This is a genomic window from Streptomyces sp. EDA2-14 (assembly GCF_054963755.1).
In genome coordinates, this window is record NZ_JBUEGE010000003.1 from 686294 (window position 1) to 701756 (window position 15463).

The 15463-nt window shown below is 72.9% G+C and carries 12 protein-coding genes; 6 read left to right on the plus strand and 6 right to left on the minus strand.

The features are described from left to right. Positions 1-124 precede the first annotated feature (124 nt). A complete protein-coding gene (locus ACY34M_RS12770; RefSeq protein WP_462718543.1) occupies positions 125-1039 on the plus strand; it encodes an aminoglycoside phosphotransferase family protein in 915 nt (304 codons plus the stop codon). 83 nt (positions 1040-1122) lie between these two features. Continuing rightward, entirely contained in the window at positions 1123-1887 is a 765-nt protein-coding gene (locus ACY34M_RS12775) for a hypothetical protein (protein ID WP_462718544.1), read from the plus strand. Positions 1888-1903: 16 nt separating this feature from the next. Here the strand turns inward: ACY34M_RS12775 and ACY34M_RS12780 are convergent, their stop codons facing one another. After that, positions 1904-3142, minus strand: a complete 1239-nt coding sequence (locus ACY34M_RS12780; protein WP_462718545.1) for an AI-2E family transporter — start codon at positions 3140-3142, stop codon at positions 1904-1906. A 57-nt stretch (positions 3143-3199) separates the two neighbouring features. Next, positions 3200-3394, minus strand: coding sequence for a DUF3046 domain-containing protein (locus tag ACY34M_RS12785; protein ID WP_462718546.1), 195 nt, complete (start codon positions 3392-3394; stop codon positions 3200-3202). Between the two features lie 78 nt (positions 3395-3472). Between ACY34M_RS12785 and ACY34M_RS12790 the strand changes: the two genes are divergently transcribed. Next, positions 3473-4423 carry a hypothetical protein gene (locus ACY34M_RS12790; protein WP_462718547.1) on the plus strand — a complete coding sequence of 317 codons (951 nt, stop codon included), beginning with the start codon at positions 3473-3475 and terminating at the stop codon, positions 4421-4423. A gap of 78 nt (positions 4424-4501) precedes the next feature. Here the strand turns inward: ACY34M_RS12790 and ACY34M_RS12795 are convergent, their stop codons facing one another. Further along, on the minus strand, positions 4502-5680 hold the full coding sequence (locus tag ACY34M_RS12795; protein ID WP_462718548.1) for a PucR family transcriptional regulator: 1179 nt from the start codon (positions 5678-5680) through the stop codon (positions 4502-4504). Positions 5681-5835: 155 nt separating this feature from the next. Between ACY34M_RS12795 and ACY34M_RS12800 the strand changes: the two genes are divergently transcribed. Continuing rightward, on the plus strand, positions 5836-7239 hold the full coding sequence (locus tag ACY34M_RS12800; protein ID WP_462718549.1) for an alkyl sulfatase dimerization domain-containing protein: 1404 nt from the start codon (positions 5836-5838) through the stop codon (positions 7237-7239). Continuing rightward, complete coding sequence (locus tag ACY34M_RS12805) at positions 7239-8528, plus strand: MFS transporter (RefSeq protein ID WP_462718550.1); 1290 nt, start codon at positions 7239-7241, stop codon at positions 8526-8528. The genes ACY34M_RS12800 and ACY34M_RS12805 overlap by 1 nt, the downstream gene beginning before the upstream one ends. Here ACY34M_RS12805 and ACY34M_RS12810 read toward each other — a convergent pair. From ACY34M_RS12810 to ACY34M_RS12820, 3 genes are read right to left on the minus strand one after another with little or no spacing between them, the layout of a single operon-like run. Further along, positions 8518-8826: an AzlD domain-containing protein gene (locus ACY34M_RS12810; RefSeq protein ID WP_462718551.1), complete on the minus strand. Its 309-nt coding sequence runs from the start codon at positions 8824-8826 to the stop codon at positions 8518-8520. The genes ACY34M_RS12805 and ACY34M_RS12810 overlap by 11 nt on opposite strands. Then, positions 8823-9584, minus strand: a complete 762-nt coding sequence (locus ACY34M_RS12815) for an AzlC family ABC transporter permease (RefSeq protein WP_462718583.1) — start codon at positions 9582-9584, stop codon at positions 8823-8825. Before ACY34M_RS12815 ends, ACY34M_RS12810 begins: the two co-directional genes overlap by 4 nt. Next, entirely contained in the window at positions 9581-10522 is a 942-nt protein-coding gene (locus ACY34M_RS12820) for an AraC family ligand binding domain-containing protein (protein ID WP_462718552.1), read from the minus strand. Before ACY34M_RS12820 ends, ACY34M_RS12815 begins: the two co-directional genes overlap by 4 nt. Before the next feature lie 88 nt (positions 10523-10610). On the opposite strand from ACY34M_RS12820, the gene ACY34M_RS12825 reads away from it, so the two are divergent. Beyond that, on the plus strand, positions 10611-15410 hold the full coding sequence (locus ACY34M_RS12825) for an ATP-dependent helicase (protein WP_462718553.1): 4800 nt from the start codon (positions 10611-10613) through the stop codon (positions 15408-15410). Positions 15411-15463: the final 53 nt, after the last annotated feature.

A 15463-nucleotide genomic window follows, 5' to 3' on the forward strand; every position in this document is an offset into this window, starting at 1 on the left:
ACCTTCCCCGAAACCCTTGGAAACACTGGGAAAAGTAGCTCTGGACACTCCATAAGAATGGATGTTCGATTTTGGTGTCAAGCGCACCACGCGGGTCGGCGCGCCTCCGCTACCGTCACGCCGCATGACGCACACCTCGATCGAGATGACCGCAGAGCTGGTCCAGGAGCTGCTCCGCGAACAGCACCCGGACCTGGCCGAGCGCCCTGTGAGACTCGGCGCCCGCGGGTGGGACAACCAGCTGTGGCGGCTCGGCGACGACCTCGCCGTCCGGCTGCCCTGGGCCACCGAGTCCGCGGACGTGCTGCTGCGCAAGGAGCACGACTGGCTCCCCTCCCTCGCCCCGCGTCTCCCCCTGCCGGTCCCCGTGCCCCAGCGCCTCGGCGAGCCCTCCGAGCGGTTTCCCCGTCCCTGGATCGTCACCACCTGGGTGCCGGGCTCACCGGCCGACCGCGCGCCCGCCACCTCCGCCGAGTCGGCCGACACCCTGGCAGCCTTCCTGACCGCTCTGCACCGCCCGGCCCCCGAGGGAGCGCCGGCCGGTCGCGATCGCGGGGGCCCGCTGTCCGAGCACGCCGAGGGCTTCGCCCAGCAGCTCGCCGAGGCCACCGGGTTCGGGCTGATCCCCGACCCGGACGCGGTCCGCGCCGTCTGGGAGGACGCCGCCTCCGCGCCCACGTGGGCGGGCCCGCCCACGTGGATCCACGCCGACCTGCATCCGGCCAACGTCCTGACCGCGGACGGCACATTCTGCGGTGTGGTCGACTTCGGCGACCTCTGCGCAGGCGATCCGGCCTACGACCTCGCCGCCGCGTGGCTGCTGCTGCCGGACGGCGCCGCCGAGCGCTTCCACCGCGCCTACCGGCCGTCTCCCGACGCCGCCACGCTGCGCCGTGCCCGCGGCTGGGCGGTGATGAAGGCCCTCGTCTGCATCCTCATCGGTCACGCCGGTGACCAAGGCCGCCGCGGCGGCAAGCCCTCCTGGGGACCGCCCGGGCACGCCTCGCTGCGCCGGCTCGTCGAGGCGGCCGCCCGCTGACACACGCGTACTCCCCGCGTCGTACGGCGAGTGTCTTCGGCCGGACGACGCCCCCGGGCGGCCATCCGACGAGCCTTGTCACCATGGCCACCTACGCGAACCGAGCCGCGACCCACCGCCCCGCCGAGCGCCTTTGCTACGCGGTCGGCGTCGCCCTGGTCGCGTCCGGCCTTGCGCATCTTGTCGTCTTCTGGATCGACGGCGGCCCCTGGAACGGTCCGGTCTCCTGGCGCAAGCCCGTCACCTTCGGGCTCTCCTTCGGCCTGACACTCATGGCCATCACATGGGTGACCTCGTACCTCAAGGTCGGCCCCCGGCTGCGGGGCGCCCTGCTCGTGGTGTTCGCCGCGGACTGCGTCCTGGAGGTCGCCGGAATCACCCTTCAGGCGTGGCGCAAGGTGCCGTCGCACCTCGACATGGAGACCGCCTTCGACACCGCCGTCTCCATGTCACTCGCGGTGGGCGGCGGCATCCTGGTGGCGCTCCTGACGTCGTTCGCTGTCGTGTCCTTCAGGAACCCGCCGGGCGGTCCCACGGGGATGCCCCTCGCCGTGCGTACCGGATTCGCCGTCCTTCTGGTGGCCCTCGCGTCGGGTGCGGCGATGATCGCGCGCGGTGTCGTCCTGGCGCGGACAGGGCACCAGGAAGCGGCCTACCACTCGACGGCCGCACTCAAGCCGCTGCACGGAGTCAGCCTGCACGCCGTGCTGGTGCTCCCCGCCCTGGCCTGGCTGATGTCGCGCACGACCTGGAGCGAGCGCCGGAAGCTGGGCGTCATGTACGGGGCGGTCGGCTGCTACGTGGCCGCGGTCCTCACGTTCGCGCTCTGGGCGGCCGTCGCCTACTGAGGCGGGCTGACGTCACCTACTGAGGCGGGCTACCGGCCCCGGAATCCGGCTCCTTCACGAGGCGTCGCATCCGCACCCAGAGAGACGCCCCGCGTCTGCGGTGTCCGTGCACGCGCGGGTCGTCGGTGACGTCGTAGCGCTTCACGTACGCCCCCAGGAACGCCTGCAGCGTCGCGACGGCGGGAATCGAGATCAGGGCGCCGACGGCCCCCAGGAGCGCGGTGCCCGCGATGACCGAACCGAAGGCGACCGCCGGGTGGATGTCCACGGTCTTCGCGGTCAGCTTCGGCTGCAGCACGTAGTTCTCGAACTGCTGGTACACGACCACGAAGACGAGCACCCACATCGCGTACCAGGGGTTCACGGTGAAGGCGATCAGCATCGGCAGAGCGCCCGCCAGATACGTGCCGATGGTCGGGATGAACTGCGAGACGAGCCCCACCCACACGCCGAGCACGGGCGCGTACGGGACGGAGAGCGCCGCGAACAGGATGTAGTGCGCGATCCCGGAGATCAGCGCCATGAGACCGCGCGAGTACAGGTACCCGCCGGTCTTGTCGACGGCGATCTCCCAGGCACGCAGCACCTCGGCCTGCTTGGCGGGCGGCAGGACCGAGCACAGCGCACGCCGCAGACGCGGGCCGTCAGCGGCGAAGTAGAACGAGAACAGCAGCACCGTCAGGAGCTGGAACAGCCCGCCGAGCACCTGTGTGGAGACGTCCAGGACGCCGGTGGCGCTGTTCTGGACGTACTTCTGGAGCCAGTCCGAGTGCAGCAGACTATCCTGCACCTCGACCCGATTGAGGTCGGTGTGGAACGTGTCGTTGACCCAGCTGATGAGCTGGTCGAGGTACTTCGGGAAGTCATCGAACATGTCCACGATCTGGCCCGCGAGCATCGACCCGAGAAGCACGACGAAGCCCGCGCTCACTACCGTCACCGCGAGGAACACCAGGAACGTGGCGAAGCCACGGCGCAGACCGCGCGCCGACATCCTGCTGACCGCCGGCTCCACGGCGAGCGCCAGGAAGAACGCGATCAACACGTTGGTCAGCAGCCCGATCAGCTGGTGGAACGCCCAGTAGCCCAGCTGGAAGCAGGCGAAGAGGGCCAGAGCGAGCACCATGGCGCGCGGCAGCCAGCGGGGCATCCCCGCGCGCGGAGTCGGCGCCGAGCCCGGCGGCCGCTCGGGCGGCGTGGTGCCGGGCGGCGCGGCGTCGTCCGCCACCTGCAAAGTCTCGTCTGTCGCTGCCACAGTGCCAGTCTCACCCACGCCGCCGACAATCGTCGGCCGCCCCCGTTCCGTCACTCTTCAGCGCTTCTCGTCCGGTACGTCCATCGTGGTGCACACGACCCGCCAGACGTCCTTGGCCTCCCAGCCGTCGTCGAGCGCCTGGTGGACCGTTCGCCCGCCAAGACCCGCCATCACATGATCACGCGCGAACGTGTCGGAGTAACCGGATCCGAAATGATCCGTCATTCGCTGCCAGAAGACCGTCAACCGCATGGGTCCAGTATCCCGCCCTGGGAGGGCAGCCGTGCTCGGGTGCCTTGCCGAGAACGCTTTCCGTCCTACGGTCGATGCATGGCCGAAACCGGAGCTTCCCCACTCCCCCCGTCGCCCCCGGCACGCTCCCCGCTCTCCCGTGCCGAGACATTCGTCTGGCTGACCGCACGCGTCCTCGAACAGCGCCGCTTCGCCTATCACTTCCTGGACAACTCGCCCGCGGCGGCCGATGCCGTGGAGACGGCGCTCGCCGCGTACCGCAACGCGGACGAGGGCTACGGGCACGCCCTCGAACCGGACCTGCGCGGCCCGATCAGCCAGCCCCTGCACACCGGGCACGCGCTGCGCGTCCTGGACACGATCGGGCGGTGCTCGGGACAGCGCGTGGAGCGGGTGTGCCGCTATCTGACCGCCGTCTCCACCCCGGAAGGCGCGCTTCCGGCGGTGCATCCCAGCCAACGCGGCTACCCCTGCGCCCCGTTCGTCCCGATCGTGGACGACCCGCCGAGCGAACTGCTGGCCACCGGGCCCATTGTCGGCCTGTTGCACCGCAATGAGGTGTGGCACGCATGGCTGTTCCGGGCCACCGACTTCTGCTGGTCCGCCGTCGAGTCCCTGAAGACGTCCCACCCGTACGAGGTCCAGGCCGCGGTCGCCTTCCTGGACAGCGCGCCCGACCGCCCGCGCGCGCGGGTCGCCGCCGACCGGCTCGGTCGCCTCGTGCGCGAGCAGCGGCTCGCGGTGCTCGACCCGGAGCGCAGGGAGGACTACCCGGTGGCGCCCGGCTACGCGCCGGACGAGCACCACTTCCCGTACGACTTCGCCAAGGCGCCCGAGTCCCTGGCCCGCTCCTGGTTCACCGACGAGGAGATGGCCCGCTCGCTCGACCATCTGGTGAGCGAGCAGCAGGAGGACGGGGGCTGGCCGATCAACTGGCGGCAGTGGGCGCCGACGACCGCCATGGAGGCGCGCCCCATGGTGACCATCGATGCCCTGCGCACACTGCGCGCCTACGGACGTCCCTTGTAGAGCCGCGTGCAGGGCCGCGTACCCATCAGCCCTCTGTAGTTCCGCGTCCGCTGAATCCTCTGTAGTGCCGCGTCCCGCTCAGTCCTGCGCGTCGCGAAGGAGCAGCGCCGCGATGGCGAGGGCCGTGCCGCGCGGTGAGGAGAGTTCGATGCCGGTCGATTCGGTGATCTTCGCGAGCCGGTTGTCGACCGTGTTCGGGTGCAGCCCGAGCACCCGGGCAGTGGCCCTGCGGTCCTGCTGGTGGGCCAGGTGCGTGCGGAGCGTCTCCAGAAGCTCCGGCCGCTCGGCGACGGGGTCGAGGAGGGCGGCGATGAGGTGGCTGCTCTCGTTGCGCCTGGAGAGGTGGTACTCGAGCAGGACGTCGTCAAGGCGGTGCAGGCCGGGCGGCAGCCCGCACGCGCGCGTGATGCGCAGGACCTCGGTCGCCGTGCGGGCCGCTTCGGGGATGTGTTCGGGGCTCTCCGCCCGCACGGTGGCCACCCGCACGGGCAGGCCGCACGCCCGGCTCAGCTGGTGCGGCAGGTCTTCGGGCGGGGAGGCGTCCTTCGGGACGACGACACGCCCTCCGTCGCTGTCCAGGAGGGTGAGCACGGCCGCGCCGAAGGTGCGGTCCAGGACGCTCTGCAGACGGCGCAGCCTGCGGCGCACCGCGACGGGTCCCTCCGACGGGTCCGCGTCCGTGCCGAGCGCCAGCACGTGGGCGGGCCCGGTGAGCCGGAGCTGGTCGAGGAGCACATGTCCGGCCGGGACCATCCCGTCGAGCAGTCCGCGCACCAGTGACCGCTGCTGCGCGTGCTTCTCGGCCTCCAGGGCGGACCGCTCGTCCAGGTAGGTCTCGGCGACCGATCCGACGACTCCGGGCTGGGCCCGCAGCAGGAGGTCGACGAGTTCGACGAGGGCCGCCTCGTCGCCGGGCCGGGCCGCTTCGCGCAGGGCCCGCCACAGGACGTACGAGCCGAGGGCGTGGGTGCGCAGCAGGAGGTGCAGCGGCATGCCCTCCTCGGCGCGCTGGGCGGCCCTCTCGCGGAACAGCCGATGGCTTCCCGGCAGTTGTGTGTCCGGGGCGCCGACGTGGCGCAGGAACAGCCGTACGCCGTACCGGGCGGTCGCCGCGACCTCCAGGTCCTTCACGTCGTCCGGCAGCTCCGCGTAGCCGGGCAGTTCCTCGAAGGATTCCCTGGCCATGCGGCGCGCCAGTTCGTTGACGCGCGGCTCGCAGCGCGCGGCGAGAGAGCGCGCTTCCGGGGACAGCGGCACGGGTCCTCCCTCGGTATCGACTGCGGAGCGCCCATTGTGACGCGTCACAGCAGCGGGACGACCGGGGTGTGACACCAAACGCTGTTCCCGGCCTCTCCGGGCGCCTTGACTGGTGGAAAGCCGAACCACCGCACGTACCCGGAGGAGTCGCCCCCATGACCGAGCACAACACCGCCCCGGACGCAGAACGGCGGAAGCCGGCGGACTACGCCGCCTACGCGGACCGGGTCTGGCAGGGGACGGAGACGCTGCTCCCGCACCTCTCGGGCGCCTACACGGGGGAAGAGCTGGTGCGGCTGAGCCCGCGGGTCGGCTTCTTCCCCGCCTTCGCCAACGTGTCCGTCTTCGACACCGGTGACGGTGCGGTGCTCGTCGATTCGGGCGACTTCCGTACGGCGGCGCAACTCCACACGGCGGTCAAGGGGTTCGGGGCGGGGCCGGTGCGCTCCGTGGTGTACACGCACGGACACGTGGATCACGTCTTCGGAGTGTTCCCCTTCGACAAGGAAGCGAAGGAGACCGGCACAGCGCGCCCCGAAGTGGTGGCGCACGAGGCCGTGACCGCACGCTTCGACCGCTACATCCAAACGGCCGGCTACAACTCGTGGATCAACCGGCGGCAGTTCGGCGTGCCCTCCCTGGAGTGGCCCACCACGTACCGCTACCCGGACACGGTCTACCGGGACCGGACGACGTTCCGTCGCGGCGAGCTGACCTTCGAGCTCGTCCACGCGCGCGGGGAGACCGACGACCACACCTACGTGTGGGTGCCGGAACTCAAGACGCTGTGCACGGGCGACCTGTTCATCTGGAACTCACCGAACGCGGGCAACCCCCAGAAGGTGCAGCGATACCCCGAGGACTGGGCGCGGGCCCTGCGCTCCATGCAGGAGCTGGGCGCCGAGGTGCTGCTGCCGGGCCACGGCGTGCCCATCCTGGGCGTCGAGCGGGTGAACCGCGCCCTGGACGACACGGCACGCCTTCTGGAGTCGCTCTGCGAGCAGACGCGGGAGCTGATGAACGCGGGCCACCGGCTCGACACGGTCATCCACGAGGTGAAGGTTCCCGAGGAGCTCCTGGCCCGCCCGTACCTCCACCCCGCCTACGACGAGCCCGAGTTCGTCGTCCGGAACCTGTGGCGTCTGTGGGGCGGCTGGTACGACCAGAACCCGGCGCACCTCAAGCCGGCCCCGGAGGCGGCCGTCGCGGCCGAGTACGCGCGGGCGGCGGGCGGCGCCGTGGCGCTGGCCGAGCGGGCACGGGAACTACTCGCGGCAGGCGAGACACGGCTCGCCTCGCACCTGGCGGAGACGGCGGCCCTGGCGGCGGCCACGGATCCCGAGGTGGCACGCGCGCGTGCCGAGGTGTACGCCCAGCGCGCCGACAGGGAGCCCTCGACGATGGCGCGCGGAGTCTTCGCCTGGGCGGCGGCCGAGTCCGCCGCGGTGGCCGAGGGCACGGACGTGGCGACCGAATTGACGCGCTCCCCCGAGGGCCGCAAGCGGGCCGGAGGGGCGATCAGCGTCGGCGTGGTCGACGACGAGGACGGCTGCTGCTGATGCGCGGGGCCTGGCGCACCACGTGGCTGCTCCTCGCCTTCATGGTGGTGAATTTCGCGGACAAGGCGGTTCTGGGGCTCGCGGGTCCCGAGATCCGGGCGGACTTCGGCATCAGCCGGCAGGAGTTCGGCACCGCGCAGTCGGCGTTCTTCGCGCTGTTCTCGGTGGCCGCCCTGGGAGTGTCCGCTCTCACGAAGCGGGTCCGTACGACGCCGTTGCTGCTGGTCCTCGCCCTGCTGTGGTCGGCGGCGCAGCTGCCGATGCTGTGGGGCGCGGCGGGCTTCGGTGTGCTGGTGGCCACCCGCGTCCTGCTGGGCGCCGCCGAGGGGCCGGCGTCGCCGGTCGCGATGCATCACGTGCACGGCTGGTTCCCGCAGCGTGAGCGGGCATTGCCTACCGCGCTGCTGCTGGTCGGCGCGGCGGCCGGGGTCGCCGTGGCCGCGCCCGCGCTGAGCTGGGTGATCACCCACTGGGGCTGGCGCTGGTCGTTCGGCGCGGTGGGCCTGGTCGGCCTTGCCTGGGCGGCGGTGTGGCTCCTGTGGGGCAGGGAAGGCCCGCTGGCCCCGGGCATCGGCAAGGACACGGGACAGGTGTCGCAGGACAGCCTCACGGTGCCGCTGCGCCGCATCCTGTTGTCGCCCACGTTCCTGAGCGCCGCCTTCGCCTCGTTCGCCGCCTACTGGTCGATGAGTGCGACGCTCACCTGGGCGCCGGACTACATGGAGAACGTCATGGGCTGGAACCTGCACCAGGCGAGCACCATGGTCGGCGCGGGGGCCGTCGCCCACGGTGCCGTCCTTCTGGTGCACGGTCTGCTCGCGCGGCGCTCCGCCCTGAAGGGCACGCAGCCCCGTCTGCCTGTGGGCGCGGGGGCGGGCCTTCTTGTCGTGCTCTCGGGCTGCGCGACCGCGCTGTTCGGCCTGTCCGATGCGCAGGCTGTGAAGGTGCCGATGATGCTGGGGCCGATGGCGCTCGCCATGGTGATGCTCACGGTCGCGGCGACGGCCTGCTCCCGTATCGCGCCCCCGGTCCAACGAGGCACGGTTCTGGGCGCGTTGACGTGCGTGTACGCCCTCGGGGGCATCGTGTCGCCGTTCGTTCTGGGACGCCTGGTCGACGGCGCCTCCACGGTGTCGGCGGGCTACGAGCACGGCTGGCTGCTGACCGCGGCCCTCCTGGTGGTGGGCGGTGTCCTCGCGGCCGTCTTCTGCCGCCCTGAGCGCACGGCGGGGCGGCTCGGTGTCCCGGAGACCCCTGCCGCCCTCCCCGCGCAGCACGTCACCCCGTGAGCGCCCGCATCCCGGCGGTGCCCACGACGGCCACCGCGACCACGACCAGGAACGGTGCCCGCAGCACGAGCGCGACGGCGGCCGCGGCGAGCCCGGCCGCCCTGGCGTCGAGGACCAGCGTGCGCCCGTCCGCGAAGGTCTGCTGCGCCGTGAGGGCGGCCAGCAGGGCGACAGGGAGCAGCGCGGAGAGACGCTTCACCACGGGCCGCTCCAGGGCACCCGCAGGCACGAGCAGACCGATCAGTTTCACGGCGTAGCAGCCGACCGCGGTGACCGCGATGGCGATCCAGATGTTCAACGGTCTTCTCCTTGTCGTGCGTCGGGCGCTGCCGGGCGGCGCCGCCCCTCTACGTAGAGCACGGCCGGGGCCGCGAGGGCGGCCACGAGCACCGGCACACCGGCCGGCAGTACGGGCAGCAGTCCGAGCATGAGGACGACGGCGAGCCCTGCGACGGCCCGCTCCGTGGTGCTCTTCAGCATCGGCGCGAGCAGCGCCAGGAACACCGCGGGCCCGGCCGCGTCGAGCCCCCAGGCGTCGGTGTCGCCGATGGCCTTGGCGCCCAGGGCGCCGAGCAGCGTGGTGAGGTTCCACAGGACGTACAGGGAGATCCCGGTGACGGTGAAGCCGAGCCGCACGCTGCGCCGCGTCGGTTGGGCGAGCGCGACGGCCGACGTCTCGTCGATGACCCAGTGCGCGGCGAACGGCCGCACCACGCGCGGGAGGGCGAGCAACTGGGAGAGGCGCAGCCCGTAGAACGCGTTGCGCACGCCCAGGAAGAACGCCCCCGCGGCGGCGGTGAGCGGGTTGCCGCCGGCCGCGAGCGCCCCGACCAGCGCGAACTGCGAAGCCCCCGTGAAGACGAGAAGGCTGAGCGCGCAGGTCTGCAGGACGCTGAGTCCGCTGCCCGCCGAGGTCACTCCGAAGGCGAATCCGGAGAGGCCCACCGCGACGCCGACGCCGAGCGCGTCCCGGACGACGGCGGCGTCCGGCTTGTCCGCCGCGTCGAGGTGCCCGGTTCCGGGCGGGTGCTCGGCCCCCGGCGGGTGCTCGGTCAGCTGCTGCGGTTCGGGAGGGCCCGCCTCTGCTCGGCGTATGTCGGTGGATGCTGTCTTGTCTGCCACGCCTCGCACGGTACGAGGAGGGGCGCGTCCGGTTCTTGTACGTTCTTGCGCTCGCGCTGGTACGCGCCCGGCGGCACCCCGACGATCCGGGTGAAGTGCCGGTTCAGGTGCGGCTGGTCGGTGAAGCCGAGGGTCACGGCGGCGTCGGCGGGCGCCGTCCCCGCCTCAAGGAGCCGCCGTGCCATGCGCACCCGCGCGTTGGTGAGCCAGGTGTGCGGCGGCATCCCGTACGCGTCGCGAAAGGCCCGGAGCAGCGCGAAGGGGCTGGTGCCGAGCTCGGCCGCGAGGGCCTCCAGGGACGGCGGGTCCGCCAGGCGCTCTTCGAGGAGCTGCCGCGCGCGGTCCGCGGCCGTGGCCCCCGCGGAGAGCCGGGGTCGATCCGCTGGAGTGGTCCCATGGGCCCGCAACAGCCGGGCGAGGACGACCCTGAGGAGGCTGTCGGCCGCCAGCGCGTTGCCCTGCTCGGCCGCCCGGTGCACCTCGTTGACCATCTGCGAGGCCTGTGGGTCGGTGACGATCGCCTCGCCGAAGACCGCGGTGCCGCGCACCGTGCCGGTCTCCGCGGCGATCTCGGCGACGACCTCCGGGGACGGGTAGAGCGTGGCGTACGCCCAGCCGTCGGGGCCGCCCGCCCGCGCCGTGTGCGCGACTTCCGGATTGAGCATGACCACGGTTCCGGGGCCCGCGTGTAGCGTCCCGTCGGGCAGGCCGATGGACTCGATCCCACGGGTGACCGCGCCGATCACGAAGCCGTCGTGACTGTGGCGCGGGAAGGTGTGCCGGACGTACCGGGCGCGCAGCAGGTCGAGCCCCGGCAGCTGCTCATAGCGCCAGTGCCGCGCCCATTCGCCCTTCCCCGCCGTCCGTGACATGACCTCATTCTGCGCCAGGTCCCCCTCGGCGAACCACCCGTTTCCGCAGGTCACCGCCATTGTCAGTGGCGGGGTGCAGGATGGGGGCATGGTCAGGTCCAGGCAAGGGGCCCACAGCGCCTCGCAGGCCCTCAGCGGCTTCTCCCCCGCGACCCGCGGTTGGTTCACGGGGGCCTTCTCCGCGCCCACGGCCGCGCAGGCCGGGGCGTGGAAGGCGATCGGCGAGGGTTCCGACGTGCTGGTCGTCGCGCCGACGGGCTCGGGCAAGACGCTCGCCGCGTTCCTCGCCGCGCTCGACCAGCTCGCGTCGACGCCGCCGCCGGCCGACCCCAAGAAGCGCTGCCGGGTGCTGTACGTGTCCCCGCTCAAGGCCCTCGCGGTGGACGTGGAGCGCAATCTGCGCAGCCCGCTGACCGGAATCCGCCAGGAGGCGGTCCGCCTCGGCCTGCCGGAGCCGGAAGTGAAGGTCGGCATCCGCTCCGGCGACACCCCGCCCGCCGAGCGTCGCGCGCTGGCCACCCGCCCGCCGGACATCCTGATCACGACCCCCGAGTCACTGTTCCTGATGCTGACGTCGGCCACGCGCGACGCGCTGGCGGGCATCGACACGGTGATCCTGGACGAGGTTCACGCCGTGGCGGGCACCAAGCGCGGCGCCCACCTTGCCCTCTCCCTGGAGCGTCTTGACGAGCTGCTGCCCCGCCCGGCCCGCCGCATCGGCCTGTCCGCGACGGTCCGGCCGGTCGACGAGGTGGCGCGCTATCTCTCGCCGCAGCGCCGGGTGGAGGTGGTCCAGCCGCCGTCCGGCAAGGAGTTCGACCTGTCGGTGGTCGTCCCCGTGGAAGACCTCGGCGAGCTCGGCGGCTCCCCGGTCGCCGATTCCGACCAGGGAGCCGAGCGCCCCTCGATCTGGCCCTCCGTGGAGGAGCGGATCACCGACCTGATCGAGTCCCACCGCTCGACGATCGTGTTCGCCAACTCCCGCCGCCTGGCCGAGCGACTGTGCAACCGCCTGAATGAGATCGCCTACGAGCGCGCCACCGGCGAGCCCCTTCCCGAGGACCACTCCCCGGCCGAGCTGATGGCGGAATCGGGCGCTGCCAAGGGCGCTCCCCCGGTCATCGCGCGTGCCCACCACGGATCGGTCTCCAAGGAGCAGCGCGCACTGGTCGAGGAGGACCTGAAGGCGGGCCGGCTCCCCGCCGTCGTCGCCACGTCGAGCCTGGAGCTGGGCATCGACATGGGCGCGGTCGACCTCGTCGTCCAGGTGGAGTCGCCCCCGTCCGTGGCATCAGGGCTGCAGCGCGTCGGCCGCGCGGGCCACCAGGTGGGCGCGGTGTCCACGGGCGTCGTGTTCCCGAAGTACCGCGGCGACCTGGTGCAGTCGGCGGTCGTGACCGAGCGCATGCGCTCCGGTGCCATCGAATCCCTGCGCCTCCCGGCGAACCCGCTGGACGTGCTCGCCCAGCAGCTGGTCGCGCTGACGGCTCTCGACACCTGGCAGGTCGACGACCTTCTGGCCCTGGTCCGCCGTGCGGCCCCCTTCGCCTCGCTGCCCGAGTCCGCGTTCACGGGCGTGCTCGACATGCTGGCGGGCCGCTACCCTTCCGACGCCTTCGCCGAGCTGCGCCCGCGCGTCGTCTGGGACCGCGTCGCCGGCACGGTCACGGGCCGCCCCGGAGCACAGCGCCTCGCCGTCACCTCCGGAGGCACGATCCCCGACCGCGGCCTCTTCGGTGTCTTCCTCGCGGGAGCCGACCCCAAGAAGGGCGGCGGCCGGGTCGGTGAGCTCGACGAGGAGATGGTCTACGAGTCCCGCGTCGGGGACGTGTTCACACTCGGCACGAGCTCCTGGCGCATCGAGGACATCACGCGCGACCGCGTCCTCGTCTCGCCCGCCCCCGGAGTCCCCGGCCGCCTCCCCTTCTGGAAGGGCGACCAGCTCGGCCGACCGCTCGAGCTGGGCCGGGCGCTGGGCGCGTTCCTGCGCGAGGTCGGCTCCCAGAAGCCCGACGACGCGCGCGTGCGTCTCGCGTCGGCGGGACTCGACGAGTGGGCGGCGAACAACGTCCTGTCGTACCTCGCCGAGCAGCGTGAGGCCTGCGGCCACATTCCGGACGACCGCACGATCGTGGTCGAGCGGTTCCGCGACGAGCTGGGCGACTGGCGGGTCGTCGTCCACTCGCCGTTCGGGGCCCAGGTGCACGCCCCGTGGGCGCTCGCCCTCGGCGCCCGGCTCAGTGAGAAGTACGGCATGGACGCCCAGGTGATGCACGCCGACGACGGGATCGTGCTGCGCCTGCCGGACGCCGACCTGATGGGCCTGGACCTCCTCGACCAGGAACCCGCCAAGCCGGGCATGGAGTACGACGACGAGCAGGCGCCCATCGGCGCGGCCGACGTCGCCTTCGACAAGGGTGACGTGGACCAGATCGTCACCGACCAGGTGGGCGGCTCGGCGCTGTTCGCCTCGCGCTTTCGCGAGTGCGCCGCCCGCGCGCTGCTGCTGCCCCGCCGCAATCCCGGCAAGCGCACCCCGCTGTGGCAGCAGCGTCAGCGCGCGTCCCAACTGCTGCAGGTGGCGAGCGAATTCGGCTCGTTCCCCATCGTCCTGGAAGCGGTGCGCGAGTGCCTCCAGGACGTCTTCGACGTACCGGGCCTCGCCGAGCTGATGGGTGACATCGAGTCCCGCAAGGTCCGCCTCGTCGAGGTCACCACCCCGGAGGCCTCCCCCTTCGCCCGCTCGCTGCTGTTCGGTTACGTGGCGCAGTTCCTGTACGAGGGCGACTCCCCGCTGGCCGAGCGCCGCGCGGCCGCGCTGTCCCTGGACTCCCGGCTGCTCGCCGAGCTCCTCGGCCAGGCCGAGCTGCGCGAGCTGCTCGATGCGGACGTGCTGGCCGAGCTGGAGCAGGAGCTGCAGTGGCGTACGGAGGACCGCCGCATCAAGGACGCCGAGGGCGTCGCGGACCTGCTGCGCCTCCTCGGACCGCTCACGGACGAGGAGTTGGCCGAGCGGGGCGCCGAGCCGGGCTGGGCCGAGGATCTCGCGGGCTCGCGTCGCGCCATCCGCGTGCGGATCGCGGGCACCGACCACTGGGCGGCGATCGAGGACGCGGGCCGCCTGCGCGACGCCCTCGGCACGGCGCTGCCGGTGGGCGTCCCCGAGGCCTTCACGGAGCCGGTCAAGGACCCACTGGGCGATCTGCTGGCCCGCTTCGCCCGCGCGCACGGCCCCTTCACCTCCACGCAAGCGGCGGCCCGCTTCGGCCTCGGCGCGGCAGTGACGGAGGGCGCGCTCCACCGCCTGGCCGCGGGCGGCCGAGTGGTACAGGGCGAGTTCCACCCGGCGGGCATCGGCCAGGAGTGGTGCGACGCCACGGTCCTGCGCAGGCTGCGCCGCCGCTCACTGGCCGCGCTGCGCCATGAGCTGGAGCCGGTGCCGCCCGCGGCGCTCGCCCAGTTCCTGCCCCAGTGGCAGCACGTGGGCGGGCACGGCCTGCGCGGTATCGACGGCCTGGTGCGGGCGGTCGAACAGCTCCAGGGCGCCTCGGTACCCGCCTCCGCCCTGGAGAAGCTCGTCCTGCCCTCACGCGTCTCCGGCTACGCACCCGCGCTCCTCGACGAACTCACCGCTTCCGGCGAGGTGTTGTGGGCCGGAGCGGGTTCGCTGCCCGGCAAGGACGGCTGGGTCAGCCTCTACCTGGCCGACACCGCCCCGCTGCTCCTGCCGCCCCCGCACCCCTTGGAGCTCGCCCCGCTCCACCAGTCGGTCCTGGACGCCCTCTCCGGCGGCTACGGCTTGTTCTTCCGCCAGATCGCCGACCAGGTACGGGCCACCACGCACCCCGAGGCCACCGACCCGCAACTGGCCGACACGATCTGGGAGCTGGCCTGGTCGGGCCGCCTCACGAACGACACGCTGGCCCCGATGCGTGCCGTCCTCGGCTCCGGCCGCACCGCGGGCTCCACCGCGCACCGGGCCCGCAGAACGGTGCCGCGCGGCCGCTACGGAGGCCTCACGGCGGGCGCCCGGCCCACGTCGCGCACCGGTCCCCCCACGGTCGCGGGGCGCTGGTCGCTGCTGCCCGCCCAGGAATCCGACCCGACGGTGCGCGCCCACACCCTGGCCCGCACCCTCCTCGACCGCCACGGAGTGGTCACGCGGGGCGCGGTCGCCGCCGAAGGCGTCGAGGGCGGTTTCTCGGCGACGTACCGGGTCCTGTCGGTCTTCGAGGAGAGCGGACAGGCGCGGCGCGGCTACGTCGTGGAGGGCCTCGGCGCGGCGCAGTTCGCGATGGACGGCGCCGTGGACCGCCTGCGCGCGGCGGCCAACGCGCAGGAGCGCGGCGCCCCTCCCCCGGACCCGTACTCCTCGCCCGACACCGCCGCGGCCAAGGGCAGGGCCACCGCACCGCGCGCCCTCGTCCTGGCGGCGGCCGATCCGGCCAACGCGTACGGGGCCGCCCTGCCCTGGCCCGATCCCCCCACCGGCGCGGGCCAGAAGCCCGGGCACAAGCCGGGCCGCAAGGCGGGCTCCCTTGTGGTGCTGGTCGACGGCGAGCTGACGCTCTACATGGAGCGCGGCGGCAAGACACTCCTGGCCTGGCCCGCCTCCGACCCGGCGCACGCCGCGCCGGCCCCCGAGGCGGCCGGTACCGCGGCCGGATCGCACCCGCCGAGCCCAGCGCTCACCCCCGCCCAGCTCGCGGAGGACCCCCGTCTGCCCGCAGCCGCCCGGGCACTCGCCGAGGCGGCCCGGTCCGGCGCCCTCGGCACCATCACGGTCGAGCGCGTCAACACCGAGTCCGCGCTCACCTCCCCGTACGCACCTCTCCTGGAAGGAGCCGGATTCCACGCGACACCGCGCGGCCTGCGCCTGCGCGCGTGAGGCAGGCGCCGCGCACCGCAGCGCACACCCGGATGGCGCCCTACGCTGGACGC

What these genes read in the sequence shown, in the direction of transcription:
- ACY34M_RS12770 (WP_462718543.1), top strand. Translation starts at nt 125, where the DNA reads ATGACGCACACCTCGATCGAGATGACCGCAGAGCTGGTCCAGGAGCTG.
- ACY34M_RS12775 (WP_462718544.1), top strand. Translation starts at nt 1,123, where the DNA reads ATGGCCACCTACGCGAACCGAGCCGCGACCCACCGCCCCGCCGAGCGC.
- ACY34M_RS12785 (WP_462718546.1), bottom strand. Translation starts at nt 3,394, where the DNA reads ATGCGGTTGACGGTCTTCTGGCAGCGAATGACGGATCATTTCGGATCC.
- ACY34M_RS12790 (WP_462718547.1), top strand. Translation starts at nt 3,473, where the DNA reads ATGGCCGAAACCGGAGCTTCCCCACTCCCCCCGTCGCCCCCGGCACGC.
- ACY34M_RS12800 (WP_462718549.1), top strand. Translation starts at nt 5,836, where the DNA reads ATGACCGAGCACAACACCGCCCCGGACGCAGAACGGCGGAAGCCGGCG.
- ACY34M_RS12805 (WP_462718550.1), top strand. Translation starts at nt 7,239, where the DNA reads ATGCGCGGGGCCTGGCGCACCACGTGGCTGCTCCTCGCCTTCATGGTG.
- ACY34M_RS12820 (WP_462718552.1), bottom strand. Translation starts at nt 10,522, where the DNA reads ATGTCACGGACGGCGGGGAAGGGCGAATGGGCGCGGCACTGGCGCTAT.
- ACY34M_RS12825 (WP_462718553.1), top strand. Translation starts at nt 10,611, where the DNA reads ATGGTCAGGTCCAGGCAAGGGGCCCACAGCGCCTCGCAGGCCCTCAGC.